At 65.5% G+C, this 18849-nt stretch carries 20 protein-coding genes; 15 read left to right on the plus strand and 5 right to left on the minus strand.

Going from position 1 to position 18849, the window contains the following annotated elements; genetic code table 11:
* Positions 1-556: 7-cyano-7-deazaguanine synthase QueC (gene queC / locus AC6LJW_RS08500; RefSeq protein WP_498086963.1), on the minus strand; the 556-nt coding region annotated here is incomplete at its 3' end.
* A 167-nt stretch (positions 557-723) separates the two neighbouring features.
* Between queC and ppc the strand changes: the two genes are divergently transcribed.
* The 4 genes from ppc to AC6LJW_RS08520 all read left to right on the plus strand — a co-directional run bounded on the left by ppc (position 724) and on the right by AC6LJW_RS08520 (position 7637).
* Positions 724-3573 (plus strand): phosphoenolpyruvate carboxylase, encoded by a 2850-nt coding sequence (ppc, locus tag AC6LJW_RS08505; RefSeq protein WP_498086964.1) that lies wholly within the window; start codon positions 724-726, stop codon positions 3571-3573.
* 749 nt (positions 3574-4322) lie between these two features.
* Positions 4323-5258 carry a 3-hydroxyacyl-CoA dehydrogenase family protein gene (locus tag AC6LJW_RS08510; protein ID WP_498086965.1) on the plus strand — a complete coding sequence of 312 codons (936 nt, stop codon included), beginning with the start codon at positions 4323-4325 and terminating at the stop codon, positions 5256-5258.
* Positions 5259-5428: 170 nt separating this feature from the next.
* Positions 5429-6769, plus strand: a complete 1341-nt coding sequence (locus AC6LJW_RS08515; protein ID WP_056559781.1) for a short-chain fatty acid transporter — start codon at positions 5429-5431, stop codon at positions 6767-6769.
* Positions 6770-6908: 139 nt separating this feature from the next.
* The gene (locus AC6LJW_RS08520) at positions 6909-7637 is read left to right on the plus strand and encodes an SDR family NAD(P)-dependent oxidoreductase (protein ID WP_056559783.1); all 729 of its coding nucleotides are present in this window, start codon (positions 6909-6911) and stop codon (positions 7635-7637) included.
* 53 nt (positions 7638-7690) lie between these two features.
* Here AC6LJW_RS08520 and AC6LJW_RS08525 read toward each other — a convergent pair whose 3' ends face one another.
* Positions 7691-8473: an IclR family transcriptional regulator gene (locus AC6LJW_RS08525; protein WP_056559785.1), complete on the minus strand. Its 783-nt coding sequence runs from the start codon at positions 8471-8473 to the stop codon at positions 7691-7693.
* A 193-nt stretch (positions 8474-8666) separates the two neighbouring features.
* On the opposite strand from AC6LJW_RS08525, the gene AC6LJW_RS08530 reads away from it, so the two are divergent.
* From AC6LJW_RS08530 to AC6LJW_RS08555, 6 genes are read left to right on the plus strand one after another with little or no spacing between them, the layout of a single operon-like run.
* Complete coding sequence (locus AC6LJW_RS08530) at positions 8667-9356, plus strand: 3-oxoacid CoA-transferase subunit A (RefSeq protein WP_056559787.1); 690 nt, start codon at positions 8667-8669, stop codon at positions 9354-9356.
* Positions 9353-9997: a 3-oxoacid CoA-transferase subunit B gene (locus AC6LJW_RS08535; RefSeq protein WP_056559788.1), complete on the plus strand. Its 645-nt coding sequence runs from the start codon at positions 9353-9355 to the stop codon at positions 9995-9997. The genes AC6LJW_RS08530 and AC6LJW_RS08535 overlap by 4 nt, the downstream gene beginning before the upstream one ends.
* 60 nt (positions 9998-10057) lie before the next feature.
* Complete coding sequence (catC, locus tag AC6LJW_RS08540) at positions 10058-10333, plus strand: muconolactone Delta-isomerase (protein ID WP_056559790.1); 276 nt, start codon at positions 10058-10060, stop codon at positions 10331-10333.
* Positions 10334-10345: 12 nt separating this feature from the next.
* Positions 10346-10642, plus strand: coding sequence for a YciI family protein (locus AC6LJW_RS08545; protein ID WP_056559792.1), 297 nt, complete (start codon positions 10346-10348; stop codon positions 10640-10642).
* A gap of 54 nt (positions 10643-10696) precedes the next feature.
* Positions 10697-11476, plus strand: a complete 780-nt coding sequence (pcaD, locus tag AC6LJW_RS08550; protein WP_498086966.1) for a 3-oxoadipate enol-lactonase — start codon at positions 10697-10699, stop codon at positions 11474-11476.
* Between the two features lie 5 nt (positions 11477-11481).
* The gene (locus AC6LJW_RS08555; RefSeq protein WP_498086967.1) at positions 11482-12522 is read left to right on the plus strand and encodes a cyclase family protein; all 1041 of its coding nucleotides are present in this window, start codon (positions 11482-11484) and stop codon (positions 12520-12522) included.
* A 256-nt stretch (positions 12523-12778) separates the two neighbouring features.
* Here the strand turns inward: AC6LJW_RS08555 and AC6LJW_RS08560 are convergent, their stop codons facing one another.
* The gene (locus tag AC6LJW_RS08560; RefSeq protein WP_056559798.1) at positions 12779-13105 is read right to left on the minus strand and encodes a PsiF family protein; all 327 of its coding nucleotides are present in this window, start codon (positions 13103-13105) and stop codon (positions 12779-12781) included.
* A 244-nt stretch (positions 13106-13349) separates the two neighbouring features.
* Here AC6LJW_RS08560 and AC6LJW_RS08565 point away from each other — a divergent pair, with 244 nt between their 5' ends.
* From AC6LJW_RS08565 to AC6LJW_RS08575, 3 genes are all read left to right on the plus strand, one after another.
* Entirely contained in the window at positions 13350-13691 is a 342-nt protein-coding gene (locus AC6LJW_RS08565) for an FxLYD domain-containing protein (protein WP_427984195.1), read from the plus strand.
* A 185-nt stretch (positions 13692-13876) separates the two neighbouring features.
* A complete protein-coding gene (locus AC6LJW_RS08570; RefSeq protein ID WP_056559801.1) occupies positions 13877-14527 on the plus strand; it encodes a carbonic anhydrase in 651 nt (216 codons plus the stop codon).
* 121 nt (positions 14528-14648) lie between these two features.
* Positions 14649-15248 (plus strand): glutathione S-transferase, encoded by a 600-nt coding sequence (locus tag AC6LJW_RS08575; RefSeq protein ID WP_498086968.1) that lies wholly within the window; start codon positions 14649-14651, stop codon positions 15246-15248.
* Between the two features lie 2 nt (positions 15249-15250).
* Here the strand turns inward: AC6LJW_RS08575 and AC6LJW_RS08580 are convergent, their stop codons facing one another.
* Positions 15251-16159, minus strand: coding sequence for an AraC family transcriptional regulator (locus tag AC6LJW_RS08580; RefSeq protein WP_498087013.1), 909 nt, complete (start codon positions 16157-16159; stop codon positions 15251-15253).
* A 151-nt stretch (positions 16160-16310) separates the two neighbouring features.
* On the opposite strand from AC6LJW_RS08580, the gene AC6LJW_RS08585 reads away from it, so the two are divergent.
* Both AC6LJW_RS08585 and AC6LJW_RS08590 read left to right on the plus strand, forming a co-directional pair.
* Entirely contained in the window at positions 16311-17144 is an 834-nt protein-coding gene (locus AC6LJW_RS08585) for an oxidoreductase (RefSeq protein WP_498086969.1), read from the plus strand.
* Positions 17145-17231: 87 nt separating this feature from the next.
* Positions 17232-17819: a hypothetical protein gene (locus AC6LJW_RS08590; protein ID WP_498086970.1), complete on the plus strand. Its 588-nt coding sequence runs from the start codon at positions 17232-17234 to the stop codon at positions 17817-17819.
* Between the two features lie 11 nt (positions 17820-17830).
* On the opposite strand, the gene AC6LJW_RS08595 is transcribed toward AC6LJW_RS08590, so the two are convergent.
* Entirely contained in the window at positions 17831-18796 is a 966-nt protein-coding gene (locus AC6LJW_RS08595) for a LysR family transcriptional regulator (RefSeq protein ID WP_498086971.1), read from the minus strand.
* Positions 18797-18849: the final 53 nt, after the last annotated feature.

Genomic DNA, 18849 nt, shown 5'->3' on the forward strand with positions numbered 1-18849 from the left:
CCCCGAGCGCATACGCCAACGCCCAGGTCTCAGACTTATCGATCCACATCAACGGCGTCTCAATCGTCACCCGTGACCCGAGCCCCAGCCCCAACGCCACCTGCTGCGCTTTGATCGTGTCATCCCGGCAATCCGGATAGCCGGAGAAATCCGTCTCGCACATCCCCCCCACCAACACATCCAGCTGACGCCGATACCCCAGCGCCGCCGCCAGCGTCAGAAACAGCAGATTGCGCCCCGGCACAAACGTATTCGGCAAGCCATTCGCCTGCATTTCGATTGCCCGGTCGCTAGTCATGGCCGTATCGCCCACCTGCCCCAACACCTTCAGGTCCAGCAAATGGTCCTCGCCGAGACGCGCCGCCCAGTCCGGAAAATTGGCCCGGATCTCGCGCAGCACATTCAGCCGTGCCGACAGTTCGATGTGATGGCGCTGTCCGTAATCGAAAGCGACCGTCTCCACATGCGCGTAGCGGTCCAGCGCCCAGGCGAGACAAGTGGTGGAATCCTGCCCGCCCGAAAACAGCACGAGCGCGCGACGTTGATGATTTTGCATAAAGGGGGCTTATGGAATGACGAAGGGATACCCCGCACTTTAACCGAGCAAACCGCCTCCCCCGTAAGGAACGCTGCGTAAAATCGACCGATCATTTTCAAGGTTTTCCCGCAACGCCCGCTTCGATTTAGTCCTCTTCCAACAGCCGTCAGACGGATCCCCGCACGATGAATGCCAAGCGCACGCAGTCCGATTCCGCAGAACCCTTGCGTCACGATATCCGGCTGTTAGGCCGGCTGTTAGGAGAAGTCATCGAAGAATGCGAAGGCAAGCGCGTCTTCGACACCATCGAGACCCTGCGCCGCACCGCCGTCAAATTCCGCCGCGAAGGCGACGACGCCGACAGCAAGCTGCTCGAACAGCGCGTCAAGCGCCTGCAAGGCAGCGACCCCAACTCCGTCGCCCGCGCCTTCAGCTACTTCCTGCATCTGGCCAACATCGCCGAAGACCGCGACCAGAACCGCCGCCAACGCGCCCGCGCCCTCACCGACGGCACGGCCGCGCGCGGCAGCCTGCGCGAAGCCATTCAGATTCTCGGCGGACAAGGCGTCGGCGTCGCGCGCATCCGCCGCCTGCTGGCCGAGGCCTGCGTCATGCCCGTCCTCACCGCGCACCCCACCGAAGTCCAGCGCAAGAGCACCCTCGACGTTCACCGCGAAATCTCCACCGCCCTCGCGCAACGCGAAGCCCAGCTCACGCCCGATGAGCTGGCCGAACTCGACACCGCCCTGCTCGGCCGCGTCGCCACCCTGTGGCAGACCCGCATGCTGCGCTACACCCGCCTGACCGTCGCCGACGAAATCGAAAACGCGCTCTCGTACTACCGCAGCACCTTCCTGCAGGTCATTCCACGCCTCTACGGCGACCTCTCCAAGCTGCTCAACCGCGAATCCGCCAAGCCCTTCGCCGCCCCGCCTCCTCCGCTCGAACCCTTCCTGCGCATGGGAAGCTGGATCGGCGGCGACCGCGACGGCAATCCCAACGTCGATGCCGCCACCCTGGAACGCGCCCTGCTGCGCCAGGCCACTGTCCTCTTCGAGCACTACCTGCAGGAAGTCCACGCCCTCGGCGCCGAACTGTCCATCACCACCCTGCTCATCGCCGTCAACCCCGAACTGCTCGCGCTCGCCGAGCGCAGCGGCGACGACTCCCCGCACCGCCGCGACGAACCCTACCGGCGCGCCCTCGTCGGCATCTACGCCCGCCTGGCCGCCACCGCGCTGCGCCTGACCGGCCAGAACCTCGCCCGCCGCAGCACCGTCGCCGCGCCCGCCTACGACGCGCCCCAAGAGCTGGCCGCCGACCTCGCCGTCATCGCCGCGTCGCTCGGCGCGCACCACGGCGCCCCGCTCGCCAAACTGCGCCTGTCCGGCCTGCAGCAGGCTGTCGAAGTCTTCGGCTTTCACCTCGCCACCGTCGACCTGCGCCAAAGCTCCGACGTCCACGAAGCCGCGCTCGCCGAACTCTTCTCGCGCGCCGGCGTCACGCACGATGGCAAGCCCCTGGACTACCTCGCGCTATCCGAAGAACAACGCGTCGACCTGCTGCGCGCCGAACTCGCGCAGGCGCGCCCGCTGGCATCGCCCTGGATCGCCTACTCCGAAGACACCACCCGCGAACTCGCCGTCCTGCGCGCCGCCGCCGCCGGCCGCGCCCGCTACGGCAAACAGGCCGTGCGCCAGACCATCGTCTCGCACACCGAAACGCTCAGCGACCTGCTCGAAGTCATGGTCCTGCAGAAAGAAGCCGGCCTCATCGCGCCCGCCGGCCAGGACATTCCCGCCGAAGACGGCCTCATGGTCGTGCCCCTCTTTGAAACCATCCCCGACTTGCAGCGCGGCGCCGACATCATGGCCGCCTGGCTCGACCTGCCCGAAGTCCGCCAGCGCGTGAAGCTTGCGCAGAATGGCGCGCAGGAAGTCATGCTGGGTTACTCCGACAGCAACAAGGACGGCGGCTTTCTGACGTCCAACTGGTCGCTCTACCAGGCCGAGCGCGCGCTCGTCGACGTCTTCTCCACCCGCAACGTCCGCCTGCGCCTCTTTCACGGCCGCGGCGGTTCCGTCGGACGCGGCGGCGGCTCCAGCTTCGACGCCATCCTCGCCCAGCCCCCCGGCACCGTTGCCGGCCAGATCCGGCTGACCGAACAGGGCGAAGTCATCCAGAGCAAATACAAGGACGCAGAAGTCGGCCGCTGGCACCTTGAACTGCTCATCGCCGCCACCCTCGAATCCAGCCTCGCCCCGCGCGCCGAAGCCACCAGCGCCGAAGACGCCCACATGGCTCACCACGGCCCCGCCATGTCCTTCATGTCCGACACCGCGCAACGCACCTACCGCGGCCTCGTCTACGACACCCCCGGCTTCGCCGAATACTTCTTCGCCGCCACCCCCATCAGTGAAATCGCCGGCCTGAACATCGGCTCACGCCCCGCCTCCCGCAAAAAGGGCCAGCGCATCGAAGACCTGCGCGCCATCCCGTGGGGCTTCTCGTGGGCCCAATGCCGCCTCATGCTCACCGGTTGGTACGGCATGGGCTCCGCCATCGAGGCCTACCTCGAATCCGGCGCCCCCGACGCCCCCCGCTCACGCCGAGGCCGCCTTGCACAACTGCGCGAAATGGCGCGCGACTGGCCCGCCTTCCGCACGTTGCTTTCCAACATGGAAATGGTGCTGGCCAAATCCGATCTGGCGATCGCGGCCCGCTACGCCCAGCTCGTCCCCCAACGCGCTTTGCGCGAGCGCATCTTCGGCGCCATCAGCGCCGAACACGGCCGCACCGTCGCGATGCTCAAGCTGCTGACGCAACGCGAACTGCTCGCCGATAACCCCACGTTGCAGATCGCGCTGCGCGAGCGCTTCGCCTATATCGACCCGCTCAACTATTTGCAGATCGACCTCATCCGCCGGCATCGCGCGGCGCAGAAGAACCCGAGTGCGGAGATCGACAAGCGGGTGCAGCGCGCGATCCATCTGACGATCAACGGGATCGCGGCGGGGCTGCGGAATTCGGGGTAAGGCCTCTGCCGTCAACACGAACCGTTGGGTGTCGCTGGCGCCGCCAGCATCGCAGCTTGCGGCCGGTGTCAGACACCCAGCCACGTCGCGGCAAACTCAGACGACAGTGCGTAAGGGTGTCAGACACCTGAGAGCATCTGCATCTAGGCCGCCGTCAGACACCAGGAAGACTGCGCCAGCGCGAAGCGTCACCCCACCGACGCAAGACACCGCGTAAGCCCCGCCAGGCCGCCCGCGCGGCCGACGCGGGGCGGGCTCCGCAAGACTCTTCAAACCCGCGCAAGCGCAGGCAAGAACCTCAAGAACCCCGCCAGCCCCAGCGCCCGACAAGCTCAAGCCGCCGGGCGTCAAAAGAACATGCAGCCCGGCAGCAAAGCACGTCCAAAGACGCCAACCAACAAGACAGGCACCCTTCACGGCACAACTAGCATCAACTAAGCCGGATACCTATTCAGCCACGCCCCGCGCTCAGACCCGGCCATCAGCCGAAGTCAGCCGATAAATCCGCCAGCGCCAATCACGCCCACCGTCCACCCACCGAACATCCCCAATCCTCCATTTGTCCACCCCCAGCAACTTTTAGTACTATCCCCCACAGAAATTCTATACACGCACAAATGTTCGTATATAGAACACAAAGATTTTTCTGGCCAAGCGCGCACAGAAAGGCACCCTGGACGAGACAGCATCACCCCTGGTCCCCGCGTGCCCGCCTGCGAGCAGCAGCCGCAAGCACCAAGCGAGCCATCATGGACACTCCCCTCAAGAATCTCGCCGTCATCGGCGCAGGCGCCATGGGCAGCGGCATTGCCGCGCTGTTCGCCTCGAAGGGACTCGACGTCGTTCTGATTGATCCGGTCGAAGGCGCCCTGGAACGCGCGTTGAAGACCATCGAACGTCAGCTCAACGTCTACGCCCCCGGCCAAGTCCAGGAAGTCATCCAGCGCATCCGCCTGGAACCCGGCTTGGAAGCCGCCGCCACCAGCGACCTCGTCATCGAAGCCGTCCCGGAAAATCTCGACCTCAAGCGCGGCATCTTCGCCAAGCTCGACACCCTGTGCCCCGCGCACACCGTCTTCGCCACCAACACCTCCGGCCTGTCCATCAACGCCATCGCCAGCGCCGTCCAGCGCCGCGACCGTTTTGTCGGCACTCACTTCTTCACCCCCGCCGACGTCATCCCCCTCGTCGAAGTCGTCCGCAACGATGACACCTCGGAGGACACCGTCGCCAAGGTCATGGCCACCCTGCGCTTCGGCGGCAAGCGGCCCGTTCTCGTTCGGCAGGACATCCCCGGCTTCATCGCCAACCGCATCCAGCACGCCCTCGCCCGCGAAGCCATCTCCCTGCTGGAAAAAGGCGTCGCCAGCGCAGAGGATATAGACGAAGTCGTCAAATGGAGCCTGGGCATCCGCCTCGCCCTGTCCGGCCCGCTAGAACAGCGCGACATGAACGGCATTGACGTCCACTACGCCATCGCCAGCTATCTCTATAAAGATCTCGAAAACCGCACCGAGCCCTCCGACCTGCTCAAAAGCAAAGTCGACAGCGGCCACATCGGCGCCAAAAGCGGCCAGGGCTTCTACACCTGGAGCCCCGAACGCCGCGAGCGCGTCCTGCGCGAAAAAAGCGCCGCCCTCGGCGAACTCGCTGCGTGGCTCACAGGCAAAGCCAGCGGCTCCTGAGTCCGTTCTCAAACATCCACAAAAAGCGCGGCGGCCAAGACCGACCGCGCCATCGGGCCACGAGCCCACCCACACAAAGAAAAGCAATCGTCCGGCACGCCCGCATCGTCACCCGATCACGCGCGCCGCCGGACATCAGAGAACCGCCTTACGGAGTTGTTGGAGGCACCATGAATAAACTGGCTTCATTCTTTACCGAGCTGATGCGCAAGTATCTGCCCGATCCCTTCGTCTTTGCGATCGCGCTGACCCTGCTCACCGTGCTGCTCGCCATGGGCATCGAAGGACAAGGCATCGGCGACGTCACCCGCGCCTGGGGCAAAGGCTTCTGGAGCCTGCTGGCCTTCACCACCCAGATGGCCGTCATCCTCGCCATGGGCTACGTGCTGGCCACCGCGCCGCTGACCGACCGCCTGCTCAACCGCATCGTCAGCCACGTCCACAAGCCGCACACCGCCATCATCGTCGCCACGCTGGTCGGCGGCGTCGGCAGCTACCTGAACTGGGGCTTTGGCCTCGTCATTGGCGGCATCGTCGCCAAGAAGCTGGCCCTGAAGGTCAAGGGCGTTCACTACCCCCTGATCATCGCCGCCGCCTACAGCGGCTTCACCATGTACGGTCTGGGCCTGTCCGCCAGCATCCCCGTCCTGGTCGCCACGCCCGGCCACCCCACCGCCGCGCAGATGGGCACCATCCCCCTGTCGGAAACCATCTTCTCCGTGCCCATGCTGCTCACCAGCCTGGTCATCATCATCACCCTGCCGCTGCTCAACGCCTGGCTGCACCCCAAGAAGGGTGAGGCCATCGTCGAAGTCGATCCCAACATCGACCGCGATGCCAACGCGTCCAACGCCGCCGAAGACATGCTTGAAAAGGGCACCATCGCCTCCAAGCTCAACAACAGCCGCCTGCTCAGCATGCTGATTGGCGCCCTGGGCGTGGCCTACGTTGTCTTCCACTTCATGGACGGCGGTTCGCTGGACCTGAACCTCATCAACTTCATCATCCTGTTCCTGGGCATCATCCTGCTCGGCACGCCCGCCGCCTACGTCGCCAAGCTGACCGAAGGCATCAAGACCATTTCCGGGATCATCCTGCAGTACCCGTTCTACGCCGGCATCATGGCCATCATGGCCGCCTCGGGTCTGGTCACCACGATCTCCGCGGTCTTCGTCGACGTCGCCACGCCTGAAACCCTGCCGTTCTGGGGTCTGATCAGCTCGTTCGTCATCAACTTCTTCGCGCCGTCCGCGGGCGGCCACTGGGTCATCCAGGGTCCGTTCATGATCGACGCCGCCAAGGAAATCGGCAGCGCGCTCAACCAGACCACCATGGCCGTCATGCTGGGCAACGCCTGGAATGATCTGGTGCAACCCTTCTGGATCCTGCCGGCGCTGGCCCTGTCCAAGCTCAAGCTGCGCGACGTGATGGGCTATACCGTCATCATGATGCTGTGGGTCGGCGTGATCCACATCACCGCAGTATTGGCATGGGGCTATTTGACCCATTGATCGGTCCCCCGCTACGCGCTCACGCGCGCCCCCAGGGGCGACACCTGCAGACCGGCGGAGCCGGATCTGGCGGTGTCCCCGATCGGGGGGAGCCGGGAAGTTGTCTGAGCAGTGTTTTTTGAACCGAACGGGAATCGATATGACCAAACCCACCGCATATCTCGTCACCGGCGGCAGCGCCGGGATCGGCGCCGCCATCATCCGCATGCTGCTCGATGCCGGCCACAAGGTCGTCAACATCGACTACAAGCTGCCCGAGAATCCGCCGGCGGGTCTGGTCTCGTATCAGGCCGATCTGACCGACGAGGCGCGCACGCAGGAAGTCGCGCGCGAAGTCACCAGCGCGTTCAACATCGTCGGCCTCGTCAACAACGCCGGCGCCACGCGGCCCGGCACGGCCGACACCGCCACGCTGGCGGACTTGGATTACGTCGTCAATCTGCACCTGCGCACCGCGCTCATCCTGGTGCAGGCCGCGCTGCCCGCCATGCGCGAAGCCGGCTTTGGCCGCATCGTCAACATGTCGTCGCGCGCCGCGCTGGGCAAGCCGGATCGCGTGGTCTATTCGGCCACCAAGGCCGGGCTGGTGGGCCTGACGCGCACGCTGGCCATGGAACTGGGCGGCGACGGCATCACCGTCAACGCCATCGGCCCCGGCCCCATCGCCACGGATCTCTTCACGAAGAGCAATCCGGCCGGCGCGCCGCAGACCGAGCGCATCATCAACAGCATCGTCGTCAAGCGCCTGGGCACGCCCGAAGATGTCGCGCGCGCCGCGATGTTCTTTCTGTCGCCTGACAACGGCTTTGTCACCGGCCAGATGCTGTACGTCTGCGGCGGCACGACGCTCGGCGTCGCGCCCATCTGAGCGCGGCCGCCATGTCCGCCCTGATCGACCTTTCTGCCGCCCGCAGGCTTTGCCTAGCGGCGCAGCAGCGCGTGGTTGATCTGGTCGGCGGCGCGGCGCAGCGGCGGCAAAAAGGCTTCCAGCATCGCCTCGCGCGAGAAACGATTGGCATGACCGCTGACGTTCATCGCGGCGATCACGCGGCCGCTGCGGTCGATGATGGGCACGGCCACGGATTGCAGGCCGGGCTCCAGCTCCTGCGCCACGCAGGCATAGCCGTCGGCACGCACGCCGGCCAGCACGCGCTTCAATTCGGCAATGTCGGTGACGGTTTCCGCCGTGTAGGTCTGGATCTGGCTCATCGCCAAGACCCGGTCCAGCTCGGCTTCCGGCAGGCCCGCCAGCAGCACGCGGCCCATCGACGTCACCCACGCCGGCAAGCGGCTGCCCACGGCCAGATTGATCGTCATCACCTTATGCGTCGACAGGCGCAGGATGTACACAATGTCGGCGCCTTCCAGCACCGACACGGAGCAGGACTCGCGCGTCAGCTCGGCGACTTCTTCCATGTAGGGCAGCGCCAGGTTCCACAGCGGCGTGCCCGACAGATAGGCGTAGCCCAGTTCCAGGATGCGCGGGGTCAGCGAGAACTTGCGGTCGTCAGCCGTGACGTAGCCCAGGTGTTCCAGCGTCAGCAGGATGCGGCGCGCGCCGGCGCGGGTCAGCCCCGTTACCGCGGCCACCTCGGACAGCGTCATCTGCGAACGGTCGGGGCCGAAGGCCCGGATCACCGACAGGCCGCGCGCGAAGGACTGCACGTAACTGTCGCTGGGTTGCTGGGGATCTTGCTCGGCCATCCGTCTGGTTCCACGAGTAAAAGGCCCGCCGCGGCGAGCCTGCGTTGCCCCTTGCGGGCGACTCCGAACGATGGAGAGTGCGGCGTGCGGGCATGCCTTGACGCCTTCGCATTCCCCATGAAACGATGTTCTTCAGAAGAACGAAAGTTCGAAAGAAGAACAAATTATGACACGCCACCTATGAGCGAACATCATGATCTCTAAGACTGTTGCAAGCGCTGCCGCCGCCCTGGCGGACGTCCCCGATGGCGCCACCGTCATGATCGGCGGCTTCGGCACCGCCGGCCAGCCCATGGAACTGATCGACGCCCTGCTTGAACAGGGCGCCAAGGACCTGGTCATCATCAACAACAACGCCGGCAACGGCACCACGGGCCTCGCCGCCCTCTTGGGCGCCAACCGCGTGCGCAAGATCATCTGCTCGTTTCCGCGCCAGGCGGACTCGCAGATCTTTGACGGCCTGTACCGCAGCGGCAAGCTGGAACTGGAACTGGTGCCCCAAGGCAATCTGGCCGAGCGCATCCGCGCCGCCGGCGCCGGCATCGGCGCGTTCTTCACGCCCACCGGCTACGGCACCCCGCTGGCCGATGGCAAGGAAACCCGCGAGATCAACGGCCGCCAGTACGTGCTGGAGTACCCGCTGCACGCCGACTACGCGCTGATCAAGGCCGAACGCGGCGACCGCTGGGGCAACCTGGTCTACCGCAAGACCGCCCGCAACTTCGGCCCCATCATGGCCAGCGCCGCGCGCGTGGCCGTGGCGCAGGTCCGCGAGATCGTCGAACTGGGCGAGCTCGACCCCGAAACCGTCGTCACCCCCGGCATCTTCGTCAAGCGCGTCGTGCAGATCGCAGGCCAGCAGGCCGCCAAGGAGCAGCAATGAGCACCAAACTGACCCGCGACCAGATCGCCGCCCGCGTCGCGCAGGACATTCCTGAAGGCGCCTACGTCAACCTGGGCATCGGCCTGCCCACGCTCGTCGCCAACCACCTGCCGGCTGGCCGCGAAGTCATCCTGCACACCGAAAACGGCATGCTGGGCATGGGCCCCGCGCCTGCCAAGGGCGAAGAAGACTACGACCTCATCAACGCCGGCAAGCAGCCCGTCACCGAACAGCCCGGCTGCTCCTTCTTCCATCACGCCGATTCGTTCGCGATGATGCGCGGCGGCCATCTGGACATCTGCGTGCTCGGCGCATTCCAGGTCTCGCAGCATGGCGACCTGGCCAACTGGCACACGGGCGCGCCCGACGCCATCCCCGCCGTCGGCGGCGCGATGGACCTGGCGATCGGCGCCAAGGACGTCTTCGTGATGATGGAACTGCAAACCCGCGAAGGCCAAAGCAAGCTGGTCGACGCCTGCACCTATCCGCTGACCGGCGTGCGCTGCGTATCGCGTGTGTACACGGACGTTGCGGTGTTCGACATCAACAAGGATGGGGTGACGGTCACCGACATCTTTGGCGATATGACCGCCGATGAGCTGCTGCGCCTGACCGGCCTGCCGCTGAAGTTCGCGAACTGAATCCCCTTAATTGCCGCTACACCGCCCCGCGCGCCGGGGCGGCATCATGGAGAGTCCATCATGTTGTTCATGGTTCAAATGCAGGTCAATCTGCCCGTCGACATGCCCGCCGAACGCGCGGACAAGCTCAAGGCTGACGAAAAGGCCCTGGCGCAGCAGCTGCAGCGCGACGGCAAATGGAAGAGCCTGTGGCGCGTCGTCGGCCGTTACGCCAACGTCAGCATCTTCGACGTCGAAAACAACGACGAGCTGCACACGCTGCTGTCGTCGCTGCCGCTTTTCCCGTACATGGATATCGAAGTCACCGCGCTCGCGCGCCATCCCTCGGCGATCTGACAGGAGCCTCGCATGCCCTACATCATCGAAACCTTCGACAAGCCCAACCACCAGGAAGTGCGCCAGCAGCACCGCGCCAAGCACCTGGAATACCTGGATGCCAACAAGCAGCTGCTGCTGGCGTGCGGCGCCAAGCTGCAGGATGACGGCAAGGATGCGGGCGGCGGGCTGTACATCGTCGACGTCGACACGCGCGAAGCCGCGCAGCAATTCATCGACGCCGATCCGTTCGCGCGGGCCGACCTGTTCGACCGCGTGACCATCACCCGCTGGCGCAAAGCCTACGTCGACGGCGTCTGCCACCTGTAATACCCGCGCGGCCGCCTTCTTGCGCGGCCGCCGCCTTCCCCAAAGGAGTTCCACATGGCTTACGCCGATCTCAGCCAGGCACGGCTGTTCTACGTCATCGATGGCCCCGCCGACGCGCCGGTGCTGGTGCTCTCCAACTCGCTGGGCACCTGCGCCGACATGTGGGCCCGCCAGATCCCTGAACTCACCAAGCATTTCCGCGTGCTGCGCTACGACACCCGCGGCCACGGCAAGTCGTCGGTCCCCGAAGGCGAATACAGCTTCGAGCAGCTGGGCAACGACGTCGCCGAACTGCTGGCCCACCTGGACATCAAACGCGCGCACTTCTGCGGCCTGTCCATGGGCGGCCCGACCGGCCTGTGGCTCGCGCTGGCGCGCCCCGAACTCGTCGGCAAGCTGGTCCTGTGCAACACCGCTGTGCGCATCGGCTCGGCCGAAGGCTGGAGCACCCGCATCGCCGCCGTGGCCGAGCAGACGCTCGAAAAGATGGCGCCCACGCTGGTCGAACGCTGGCTCACCGACGGCTACCGCGCCGCCGAGCCGGGCCTGACACAGGTGCTGATCGACATGTTGCGCCGCACGCCGGACGCCGGTTACGCGGGCAACTGCGCTGCACTGCGCGACGCCGACTTCCGCGAGCAGGTGTCGTCCATCGCCGCCCCCACGCTGGTCATCAGCAGCACGCACGACCTGGCCGCCACACCCGCGCAAGGCCAGGAACTCGCGGCCGCCATTCCCGGCGCGCGCTACGTTGAATTGAACACCTCCCACATCTCGAACTGGGAGCAACCGGAAGCCTTCACCCGCGCGGTCGTCGACTTCCTGACGGAGTAAGCTGCATGCAACGCTGGAAGCATCGGCCCGAAGGCTCCAACTGGGGCGACTTCGGGCCCGACGACCAACTCGGCCGCCTGAATCTCATTACCGAAGAACAGGTCCTGAAGGGCGCGCGCGAGATCCGCGCGGGCAAGACCTTCTGCCTGTCGCTGCCGCTGGACCTGCCCGGCGGCAACGTGCTCAACCCGCGCCGCCATCCGCCGCAACTGAGCCCGACGAAGCTCAAGGACACGCCGTACCTGAACTTCCCGTTGAAAAACGTCAACCCTGACGCGCTCGACGTGCTGAGCGACGACCAGGTGCTGCTGTCGATGCAGTACTCGACGCAATGGGACGCGCTGGCGCACGTCGGCGCGTTGTTTGATGCCGATGGCGACGGCACGCCCGAGCTGCGCTACTACAACGGCTTTCAGGCGGGCGTGGACGTTGTGGGACCCAAGGATGGCGACCACACCGGCTGCGGCTGCAACAGCGGCGGCCCCTCCGCCGCGCTGAAGCTGGGTGTAGAAAACCTGGCGCAGAAAGGCATGCAGGGCCGCGGCGTGCTGGTCGACCTGTTCCGCCATTACGGCCCCGGCCGCACGCTGATCGGCCATTCCGAATTGATGCACGTGCTGGAAGCGGACGGGATCACGGTCGAGCGCGGCGACATGCTGGTGCTGCGCACCGGCTACGCCGAAGCCGTGGTCGCCATGAACGGCACGCCGGACCCCGAGGTGCTGCACACATACGGCGCCGCGCTGGACGGCACCGACGACGCGCTGCTGCAGTGGATCACCGACAGCGGCATCGCCGCCATCTGCGCCGACAACTACGCGGTCGAGGCCTACCCTGCCCGCGAAAAATCCGGCGCGCGTCCGATGCTGCCGCTGCATCACCACTGCCTGTTCAAGCTGGGCCTGCCGCTGGCGGAGCTTTGGTATCTGAAGGACCTGGCGGAATTCTTGTTCGCCAACGGCCGCCACCACTTCATGCTGACCGCGCCGCCGCTGCGCCTGCCGCACGCGATCGGTTCACCTGTTACGCCGATTGCAACGGCGTGAGGTGTGTAGCGCCGGGGTCAGACATCAGCACAGGTCAGGTGTCTGACACCAGCACAGCCCAGGTGTCTGACACCCGTACGAGACAGCCGTAAAGGTGCACCGGTGCATCATGGGTGTCTGACACCCGCAGGAGAGCATCTTCCACTTAACCGGTGTGCCAGGGGTGTCAGACACCTGACCGTAGCTGACCGAATTCTTTGCCGGCCCCCAAAAAAAAACGCCAGACATTCGTCTGGCGTTTTCTCTTGCCGGTCGCTCAACCCTTCAAGCAGGTGCTCATGAACGTCTTGCGCGCGTCGCCGGCCAGTTTCTGTTCCGCGGCCTTCGCGTTGCAGTCCTTCATCTTCTGCTGCTGCGGCGTCAATTGCTTGGCCGGCTCTTCGCCTTTGAGGCAACTGCTCATGAACGCCTTGCGGTCGTCGCCCTTCTTGCCCTCGGCGGACTTGTTGCAGTCCGACATGCGCTGCTGCTGTGGCGTGGGCGTCTTGGCAGTTGAGGGAGCGGCGGGGGTCTGCGCCTGCGCGCCGGCAAAACATGCGGACAACAGGATGGCCGAAGCCAGCTGGCTGGTACGGGAAAGCATGAGTTCCTCCCTTGAGCGCCCCCAAGCGCAATGGCACGCGCAACGCGGGCGGCACGGTCCGCCGGCCAAGGCGCCGGCCCGGTCATCATCGGACAAACCCCCAGCATTCGCAATATCCGCCGCAACCTGTTACCCATTCATCCATCTGGCCCGTTGTATCCCCGCCCGGAAAGGAGTGAGATACGCATACCCCGCGCCGCGAGCCGCGCTGCAACCGTCACTCCGCGGGCATCAGGAGACCACCATGAAGAAACTCGCCCTTGCCGCGCTCGCAGTGCTGGCCGGCCTGTCCGGCGCCGCCGCCGCGCAAAGCCTTGCCTACGGCATCACCCTGGGCAACGTACAGGCCGTGCGCGATAGCACCCGCAACGTCTCCACCATCACCGGCTTTCTGGCCAACCAGTCCGAGCGCCCCGTCAGCAGCGTCCTCCTCACCTATGTCTTGTACGACGCACAGAACCGCGAGATCGGCCGAGTCAGCGAAGACGTCATCGGCCCCTTTGCTCCCGGCCAGATCAAGGTGGTCAAGGCCATCACGCCGCTAGAATTCACCCGCGTGACCGCGCTGGACGTGGCTGCCCGCTAGGGCGGCCCGGCGACCGCCAAGCCGCGAAAAACCCTTTTGTGATCAGGGTCTAGACAGGCGGCTATCAGGCCGATTATGGGAAAATCCTGGCTGCCGGCTCGATAAAAGGGGCTTCCACACGAAGCCCCTTCTTGCGTATGCCGGCGCGCCAGCAAGCCTGGCCTCGATACTAGGAAGTGAAGATCATGTTTCCCAAAAGACTCTCCGAAGGCTATCAATCGTTCCTGGACGGCCGCTTCCAGACGGAAAGCAGCCGCTATCAAAAGCTGGCCGAGATCGGCCAAAGCCCGGAAATCCTGATCATTGGATGCTGCGACTCGCGCGTGTCGCCCGAAGCGATCTTCGATGCCGGCCCCGGCGAGATGTTCGTCGTGCGCAACGTGGCCAACCTTGTGCCGCCCTGTGACCCGGACTCGGAATCGTCGTACCACGGCACCAGCGCCGCGATCGAATTCGCGGTCAACGGCCTGAACGTCAAGCACATCGTCGTGCTGGGCCACGCATCCTGCGGCGGCATCCGCTTCTTCTTCGACGACGCCACGCCGCTGAGCAAGAGCGATTTCATCGGCAAGTGGATGTCGCAGATCGAACCCGTGGCCAAGGGCATGTCGCCGGATACCGGCGACCGCCAGGCCAACCTGAAGCGCCTGGAGCTGGCCACCGTCGCGCACAGCCTGAACAACCTGATGACGTTCCCGTCCATCCGCCGGCGCGTTGAAAGGGGCGAACTGGAACTGCACGGCGCCTACTTCGGCGTGGCCACCGGCGTGCTGTTCCTGCGCGATCCGGAATCCGGCGAATTCAAGCCCTGCCTGGAAACGGGTATTACGCAATAAGCGTCGCGCGCCGGACCGCATCGGCTCCGGCGCCGTTCCCCCTTCGCCGGTCATCCGCCAGCAGGCTGGACAGCGTTCGCCCCCTGCGCAACACTGACGCCTCTCACCGACAGGGAATCCCATGAAAATCTTCTTCTCGCCTGCTTCGCCCTTCGTACGCAAGTGCATGGTCATCGCCCATGAACTCGGCTTGGTCGACCGCCTTGAAAAGCTGCCCAGCGCTGCTGGTCCCGTCGCCCGCGACCAGACCATCATCCCGAGCAACCCGCTGGGCCAGGTGCCCACGTTGATCACGGATGAAGGCCAGGCGCTGTTCGACAGCCGCGTCGTCTGCGAGTACCTGAACGACCTGGGCGGCGGTACGTTCTTTCCTGCCGGCAAGGCCCGCTGGCCGGTGCTGGCCGAGCAGGCGATGGCCGACGGCATGCTGGGTGCGGCGCTGCTGGCGCGCTACGAGACCGTGCTGCGCCCCGAGGCGTTGCGCTGGGATGGTTGGGTCGAGGGCCAGCTTGGCAAGGTGCGCGACGGCCTCGCGCTCATCGAAAAGAACGCCGCAGGCCTGGAAGGCCGGCTCGACATCGGCACCATCACCATCGGCTGCGCGCTGGGGTATCTGGACTTCCGCTTTCCGGACCTGGACTGGCGCACCTCGCATCCCGCCACGGCCAAGTGGTTCGAAAGCTTCAGCCAGCGTCCGTCGATGCAGGCCACCAAGCCTTGAATTCAGTGTGACGACACGTAGGTGGCGTCCGCAAACGCCGGCAGGGCGAAGCCTTCGCGCATGCGTCGCGCCTCCGCCGCCGGCGTCAGGCCAAACAGGCGCTTGAACTCGCGGCTGAACTGGGACGGGCTCGTGTAGCCCACCGCCTGGCTCGCCGTCTCGGCCGTCAGGTCCTGCCGCACCATCAAGAGACGCGCCTGGTGCAGGCGCGTCGATTTCACGTACTGCATGGGAGAGACCTGCGTCACCGCCTTGAAATGGCTGTGAAAACTCGGGACGCTCATGCCCGCCTCTTCCGCCAGCCGCGTCACGTCGAGCGGCCCGGCGTATTCCGCGAGAATGAGGCGCAGGGATTTGCCGATCCGGCCAAACTGCCCGCGCAGGGACAACGCTTCCCGCATCGAACTGCCCTGCGGCCCGGTCAGCACGCGGAAGTAAAGTTCGCGCAACAGGCCCGGTCCCAACACGGCGGCTTCCAGCGGCCGGGACATGGCCTCGATGAATCGCAGCACCGACTTGCGCATTGCGTCGTCCATCGGCGTCGACAACATGCTCTGCGGCGCCTGGGCAGCTGCCGCGACGCCGGCGCCGTCGATCTGCGAAGCCAGTTCCGCGGCCAGCGCGAAATCCAGGTGCAGGTACAGCGCCAGCAACGGGCGCTCGGGGGTTGCGTCGGTCTCCATGCTGAAGGGCACCGGGACGGAGACGGCCAGGTAATGCTGCTCGTCGTACAGGTACAGCCGATCCCCGAAGTAGCCGCGCTTGCGGCCCTGGCAGACGATCACGATGCCGGGGTCATATAGCACCGGCGTGCGCGCCAGCGCCCGGTTGGCGCGCAGCACGCGCACGCTGGGCAACGCGGTCAGGTTGTAGCCCTCGTCAGGCGCCAGACCGCGCAGCAGCGCGGCCATGCGGTTTTCAGTAGAAGCGGGGCCCACGGCGTCGTGGAGGGCCGAGGATATCGAGCTCATAGTTTTGTGCAAGATAAGCAGCGGAATACGGCTTATCCACAGGTTTTCGCAAGACTACCATGCATTCTCCAGTGACTTAGGAGTCTGCTCCATGACCTCTCCCAAAACCCTGCTCATCACGGGCGTCAGCAGCGGCTTCGGCCGCGCCCTGGCCGAGGAAGCCCTTGCCGCAGGCCACCGCGTCGTCGGCACCGTGCGCGGCGAGCCGGCCCGCCTCGCCTTTGAAAGCCTGTCTCCCGGCGCTGCCATCGGGCGCATATTGGACGTCACCGACTTCGACGCCATCTCCGGCGTCGTAGCCGATATCGAAGCCAGCACCGGCGCCATCGACGTGCTGGTCAACAACGCGGGCTACGGCCATGAAGGCGTGATGGAAGAGTCGCCCCTGTCAGAAATGCGCCGCCAGTTCGACGTGAACGTATTTGGCGCGGTCGCGATGATGAAGGCGGTCCTGCCCTTCATGCGCCAGCGCCAGCGCGGCCACATCCTGAACATCACGTCGATGGGCGGACACATCACCATGCCCGGCATCGCGTACTACTGCGGCAGCAAGTTCGCGCTGGAGGGGATTTCCGAAGCCCTGGGCAAGGAAGTGAAGCCGCTGGGCATCGCCGTGACGGCGGTGGCGCCGGGGTCGTTCCGCACCGACTGGGCGGGCCGATCCATGACGCGCACCCCCCGCGCCATTGCGGACTACGACGCCATCTTCGACCCCATCCGGAAGGCCCGCGAAGAGAAAAGCGGCCATCAACTGGGGGATCCGCGCAAGGCGGCGCGCGCGATGCTGGCGGCCATCAACGCCGATCATCCACCCGCACACCTGCTGCTCGGCAGCGATGCGCTCGGATTGGTGCGGGGCAAGCTGGCCGCCTTGCGGGAAGAATTGACGGCGTGGGAGACGGTTACGAAATCCACAGATGGATAAAGCCTTTCGCAGGGGCCTTTGCTACAGTGAACTTGCATCTCCCCGGACAGACCAACCCAAAGGTCACCCACGACAAGGAGCCCCCGCATGGCCATTTCTGCGATCTCCGCCATCCCCCACGTCGCCGCGCCATATCCGGCGCGCGTTTCGATGCTGGATGAAAACCGCCCCGCCTGGGAAGCCGAACGCGCCGCGCAGAACTTTGCAGCCCGGCAGGCGCAGCGCACCGCACAAGCCCAGGCCGCGCGCGACGCCCAGCGCGTGGAACGCGCCCAGGCCGACAAATTGGCAAGGGCGGAACAAGACGCCCCGCCCGTCAGAAACAAGGGTGACTCCGCAGTCGCGCCCCTCGCCCTCACCGCCCCCGCCATCAACATCGATGAATTGCGCGACCTGTACGCGGACGCCCGGATGCGGCGCGCAGTCGAAGACTTTGCCGCACGGCCCGACCCGGTGGCGCAGCGCGCCGACACTGCGAACGACTGGGGCACCATCGAAGGCCTGGCGCCGCTGCAACCCTACCGCGTCGCCATGGGCAATCCGCAGGTGGAATTGCAGGCGGCAGCTGTCATGAAGGCCGCAGGCGTCGGCATCCCCCCAGTGGCCAACATCGGGCCCACTGAAAACGTGACCGACAACGCGCGCTACCGGCCCGGCCAGTCACCCTGGCTGTAAAAGGGCGGCAATCAGGCGTCTGCGCCCTTGAACGCTTTTACGCTCAGATCCACAAAGCTGCGCACCTTGGGATCCATATAGCGGCTGGACGCGAACACGGCATGAACCGGTGCCGGCACCTCCGCCCAGCCGGAAAGCACACAAACCAGGCTGCCGTCCGACACGTAGGGCGCCGCCATGAAACGCGGCAGTTGCGCAACGCCAAGCCCGGCCACGGCAAGATTTTTTGCCGCAATGGTGCTGTTGACGGCACATCGCGGCGCCGCGGTGATCCTGTCCGCGTTCGCGCCGTTGACGAGCGCCCAACTGGCGCGGCCACGGATCGTCTTCATGATCAGGGCGTGGTGTTTCAGATCCCCGACCGCGGAAAGCGCAGGTGCGCGTTTCAGGTAGTCCGGGGCCGCATACAGCCCGTAAGACACTTCCCCAAGCCGGCGCGCCGACAATCCTGAATCCTCGAGCGTGCCGACACGAATCGCGACGTCGAATCCTTCATGGATGATGTCCACCAGCCGGTTCGTGTATTCCGCTTCCACGGTCACCTTCGGCGCTGCTCGCAGAAACGCCGCAATCCAGTCATCCACGACCATCGTCCCGAACTCGGACCCCGCCGTGATCTTGAGCAGTCCTTTCGGCTCGCGGGACTGCTGCGCCACCGCGGCTTCGGCCGCCTCAGCGGCGGTCAGGATGCAGACGGCGCGTTCGAAATAGTCCCGTCCCACCTCGGTCACATTGAGCCGGCGTGTCGATCGCGTAAGGAGCTGGGCGCCCAGCTTTTCTTCCATGCGCCGGACGATCCGGCTGACGCGCGCCTTATCGGTGCCAAGCCGCTCGGCCGCGCTCGTGAACGAGCCGTCGGTCACCACCGCTGCGAAAACACGCATTTCGGGCAAATCGATTGATGTATTCATGGACAACAGTATTTGCCCTTTGGCGCTATTTATCAATCCACGGGCGAAATTTACAGTGCGATTCATGCCCACGCGGCACCCGCAGCGTGGGCCCTGCATGAAATCTGCCGGCGGATGTC

This window comes from Achromobacter sp. 1012554356 (assembly GCF_059760815.1).

Bases quoted from the DNA above. Each gene is read 5' to 3' on its own strand.
- ppc (WP_498086964.1), top strand. From the start codon at position 724: ATGAATGCCAAGCGCACGCAGTCCGATTCCGCAGAACCCTTGCGTCAC.
- AC6LJW_RS08510 (WP_498086965.1), top strand. From the start codon at position 4,323: ATGGACACTCCCCTCAAGAATCTCGCCGTCATCGGCGCAGGCGCCATG.
- AC6LJW_RS08515 (WP_056559781.1), top strand. From the start codon at position 5,429: ATGAATAAACTGGCTTCATTCTTTACCGAGCTGATGCGCAAGTATCTG.
- AC6LJW_RS08520 (WP_056559783.1), top strand. From the start codon at position 6,909: ATGACCAAACCCACCGCATATCTCGTCACCGGCGGCAGCGCCGGGATC.
- AC6LJW_RS08525 (WP_056559785.1), bottom strand. From the start codon at position 8,473: ATGGCCGAGCAAGATCCCCAGCAACCCAGCGACAGTTACGTGCAGTCC.
- AC6LJW_RS08530 (WP_056559787.1), top strand. From the start codon at position 8,667: ATGATCTCTAAGACTGTTGCAAGCGCTGCCGCCGCCCTGGCGGACGTC.
- AC6LJW_RS08535 (WP_056559788.1), top strand. From the start codon at position 9,353: ATGAGCACCAAACTGACCCGCGACCAGATCGCCGCCCGCGTCGCGCAG.
- catC (WP_056559790.1), top strand. From the start codon at position 10,058: ATGTTGTTCATGGTTCAAATGCAGGTCAATCTGCCCGTCGACATGCCC.
- AC6LJW_RS08545 (WP_056559792.1), top strand. From the start codon at position 10,346: ATGCCCTACATCATCGAAACCTTCGACAAGCCCAACCACCAGGAAGTG.
- pcaD (WP_498086966.1), top strand. From the start codon at position 10,697: ATGGCTTACGCCGATCTCAGCCAGGCACGGCTGTTCTACGTCATCGAT.
- AC6LJW_RS08555 (WP_498086967.1), top strand. From the start codon at position 11,482: ATGCAACGCTGGAAGCATCGGCCCGAAGGCTCCAACTGGGGCGACTTC.
- AC6LJW_RS08560 (WP_056559798.1), bottom strand. From the start codon at position 13,105: ATGCTTTCCCGTACCAGCCAGCTGGCTTCGGCCATCCTGTTGTCCGCA.
- AC6LJW_RS08565 (WP_427984195.1), top strand. From the start codon at position 13,350: ATGAAGAAACTCGCCCTTGCCGCGCTCGCAGTGCTGGCCGGCCTGTCC.
- AC6LJW_RS08570 (WP_056559801.1), top strand. From the start codon at position 13,877: ATGTTTCCCAAAAGACTCTCCGAAGGCTATCAATCGTTCCTGGACGGC.
- AC6LJW_RS08575 (WP_498086968.1), top strand. From the start codon at position 14,649: ATGAAAATCTTCTTCTCGCCTGCTTCGCCCTTCGTACGCAAGTGCATG.
- AC6LJW_RS08580 (WP_498087013.1), bottom strand. From the start codon at position 16,159: ATGGCCGCGCTGCTGCGCGGTCTGGCGCCTGACGAGGGCTACAACCTG.
- AC6LJW_RS08585 (WP_498086969.1), top strand. From the start codon at position 16,311: ATGACCTCTCCCAAAACCCTGCTCATCACGGGCGTCAGCAGCGGCTTC.
- AC6LJW_RS08590 (WP_498086970.1), top strand. From the start codon at position 17,232: ATGGCCATTTCTGCGATCTCCGCCATCCCCCACGTCGCCGCGCCATAT.
- AC6LJW_RS08595 (WP_498086971.1), bottom strand. From the start codon at position 18,796: ATGAATCGCACTGTAAATTTCGCCCGTGGATTGATAAATAGCGCCAAA.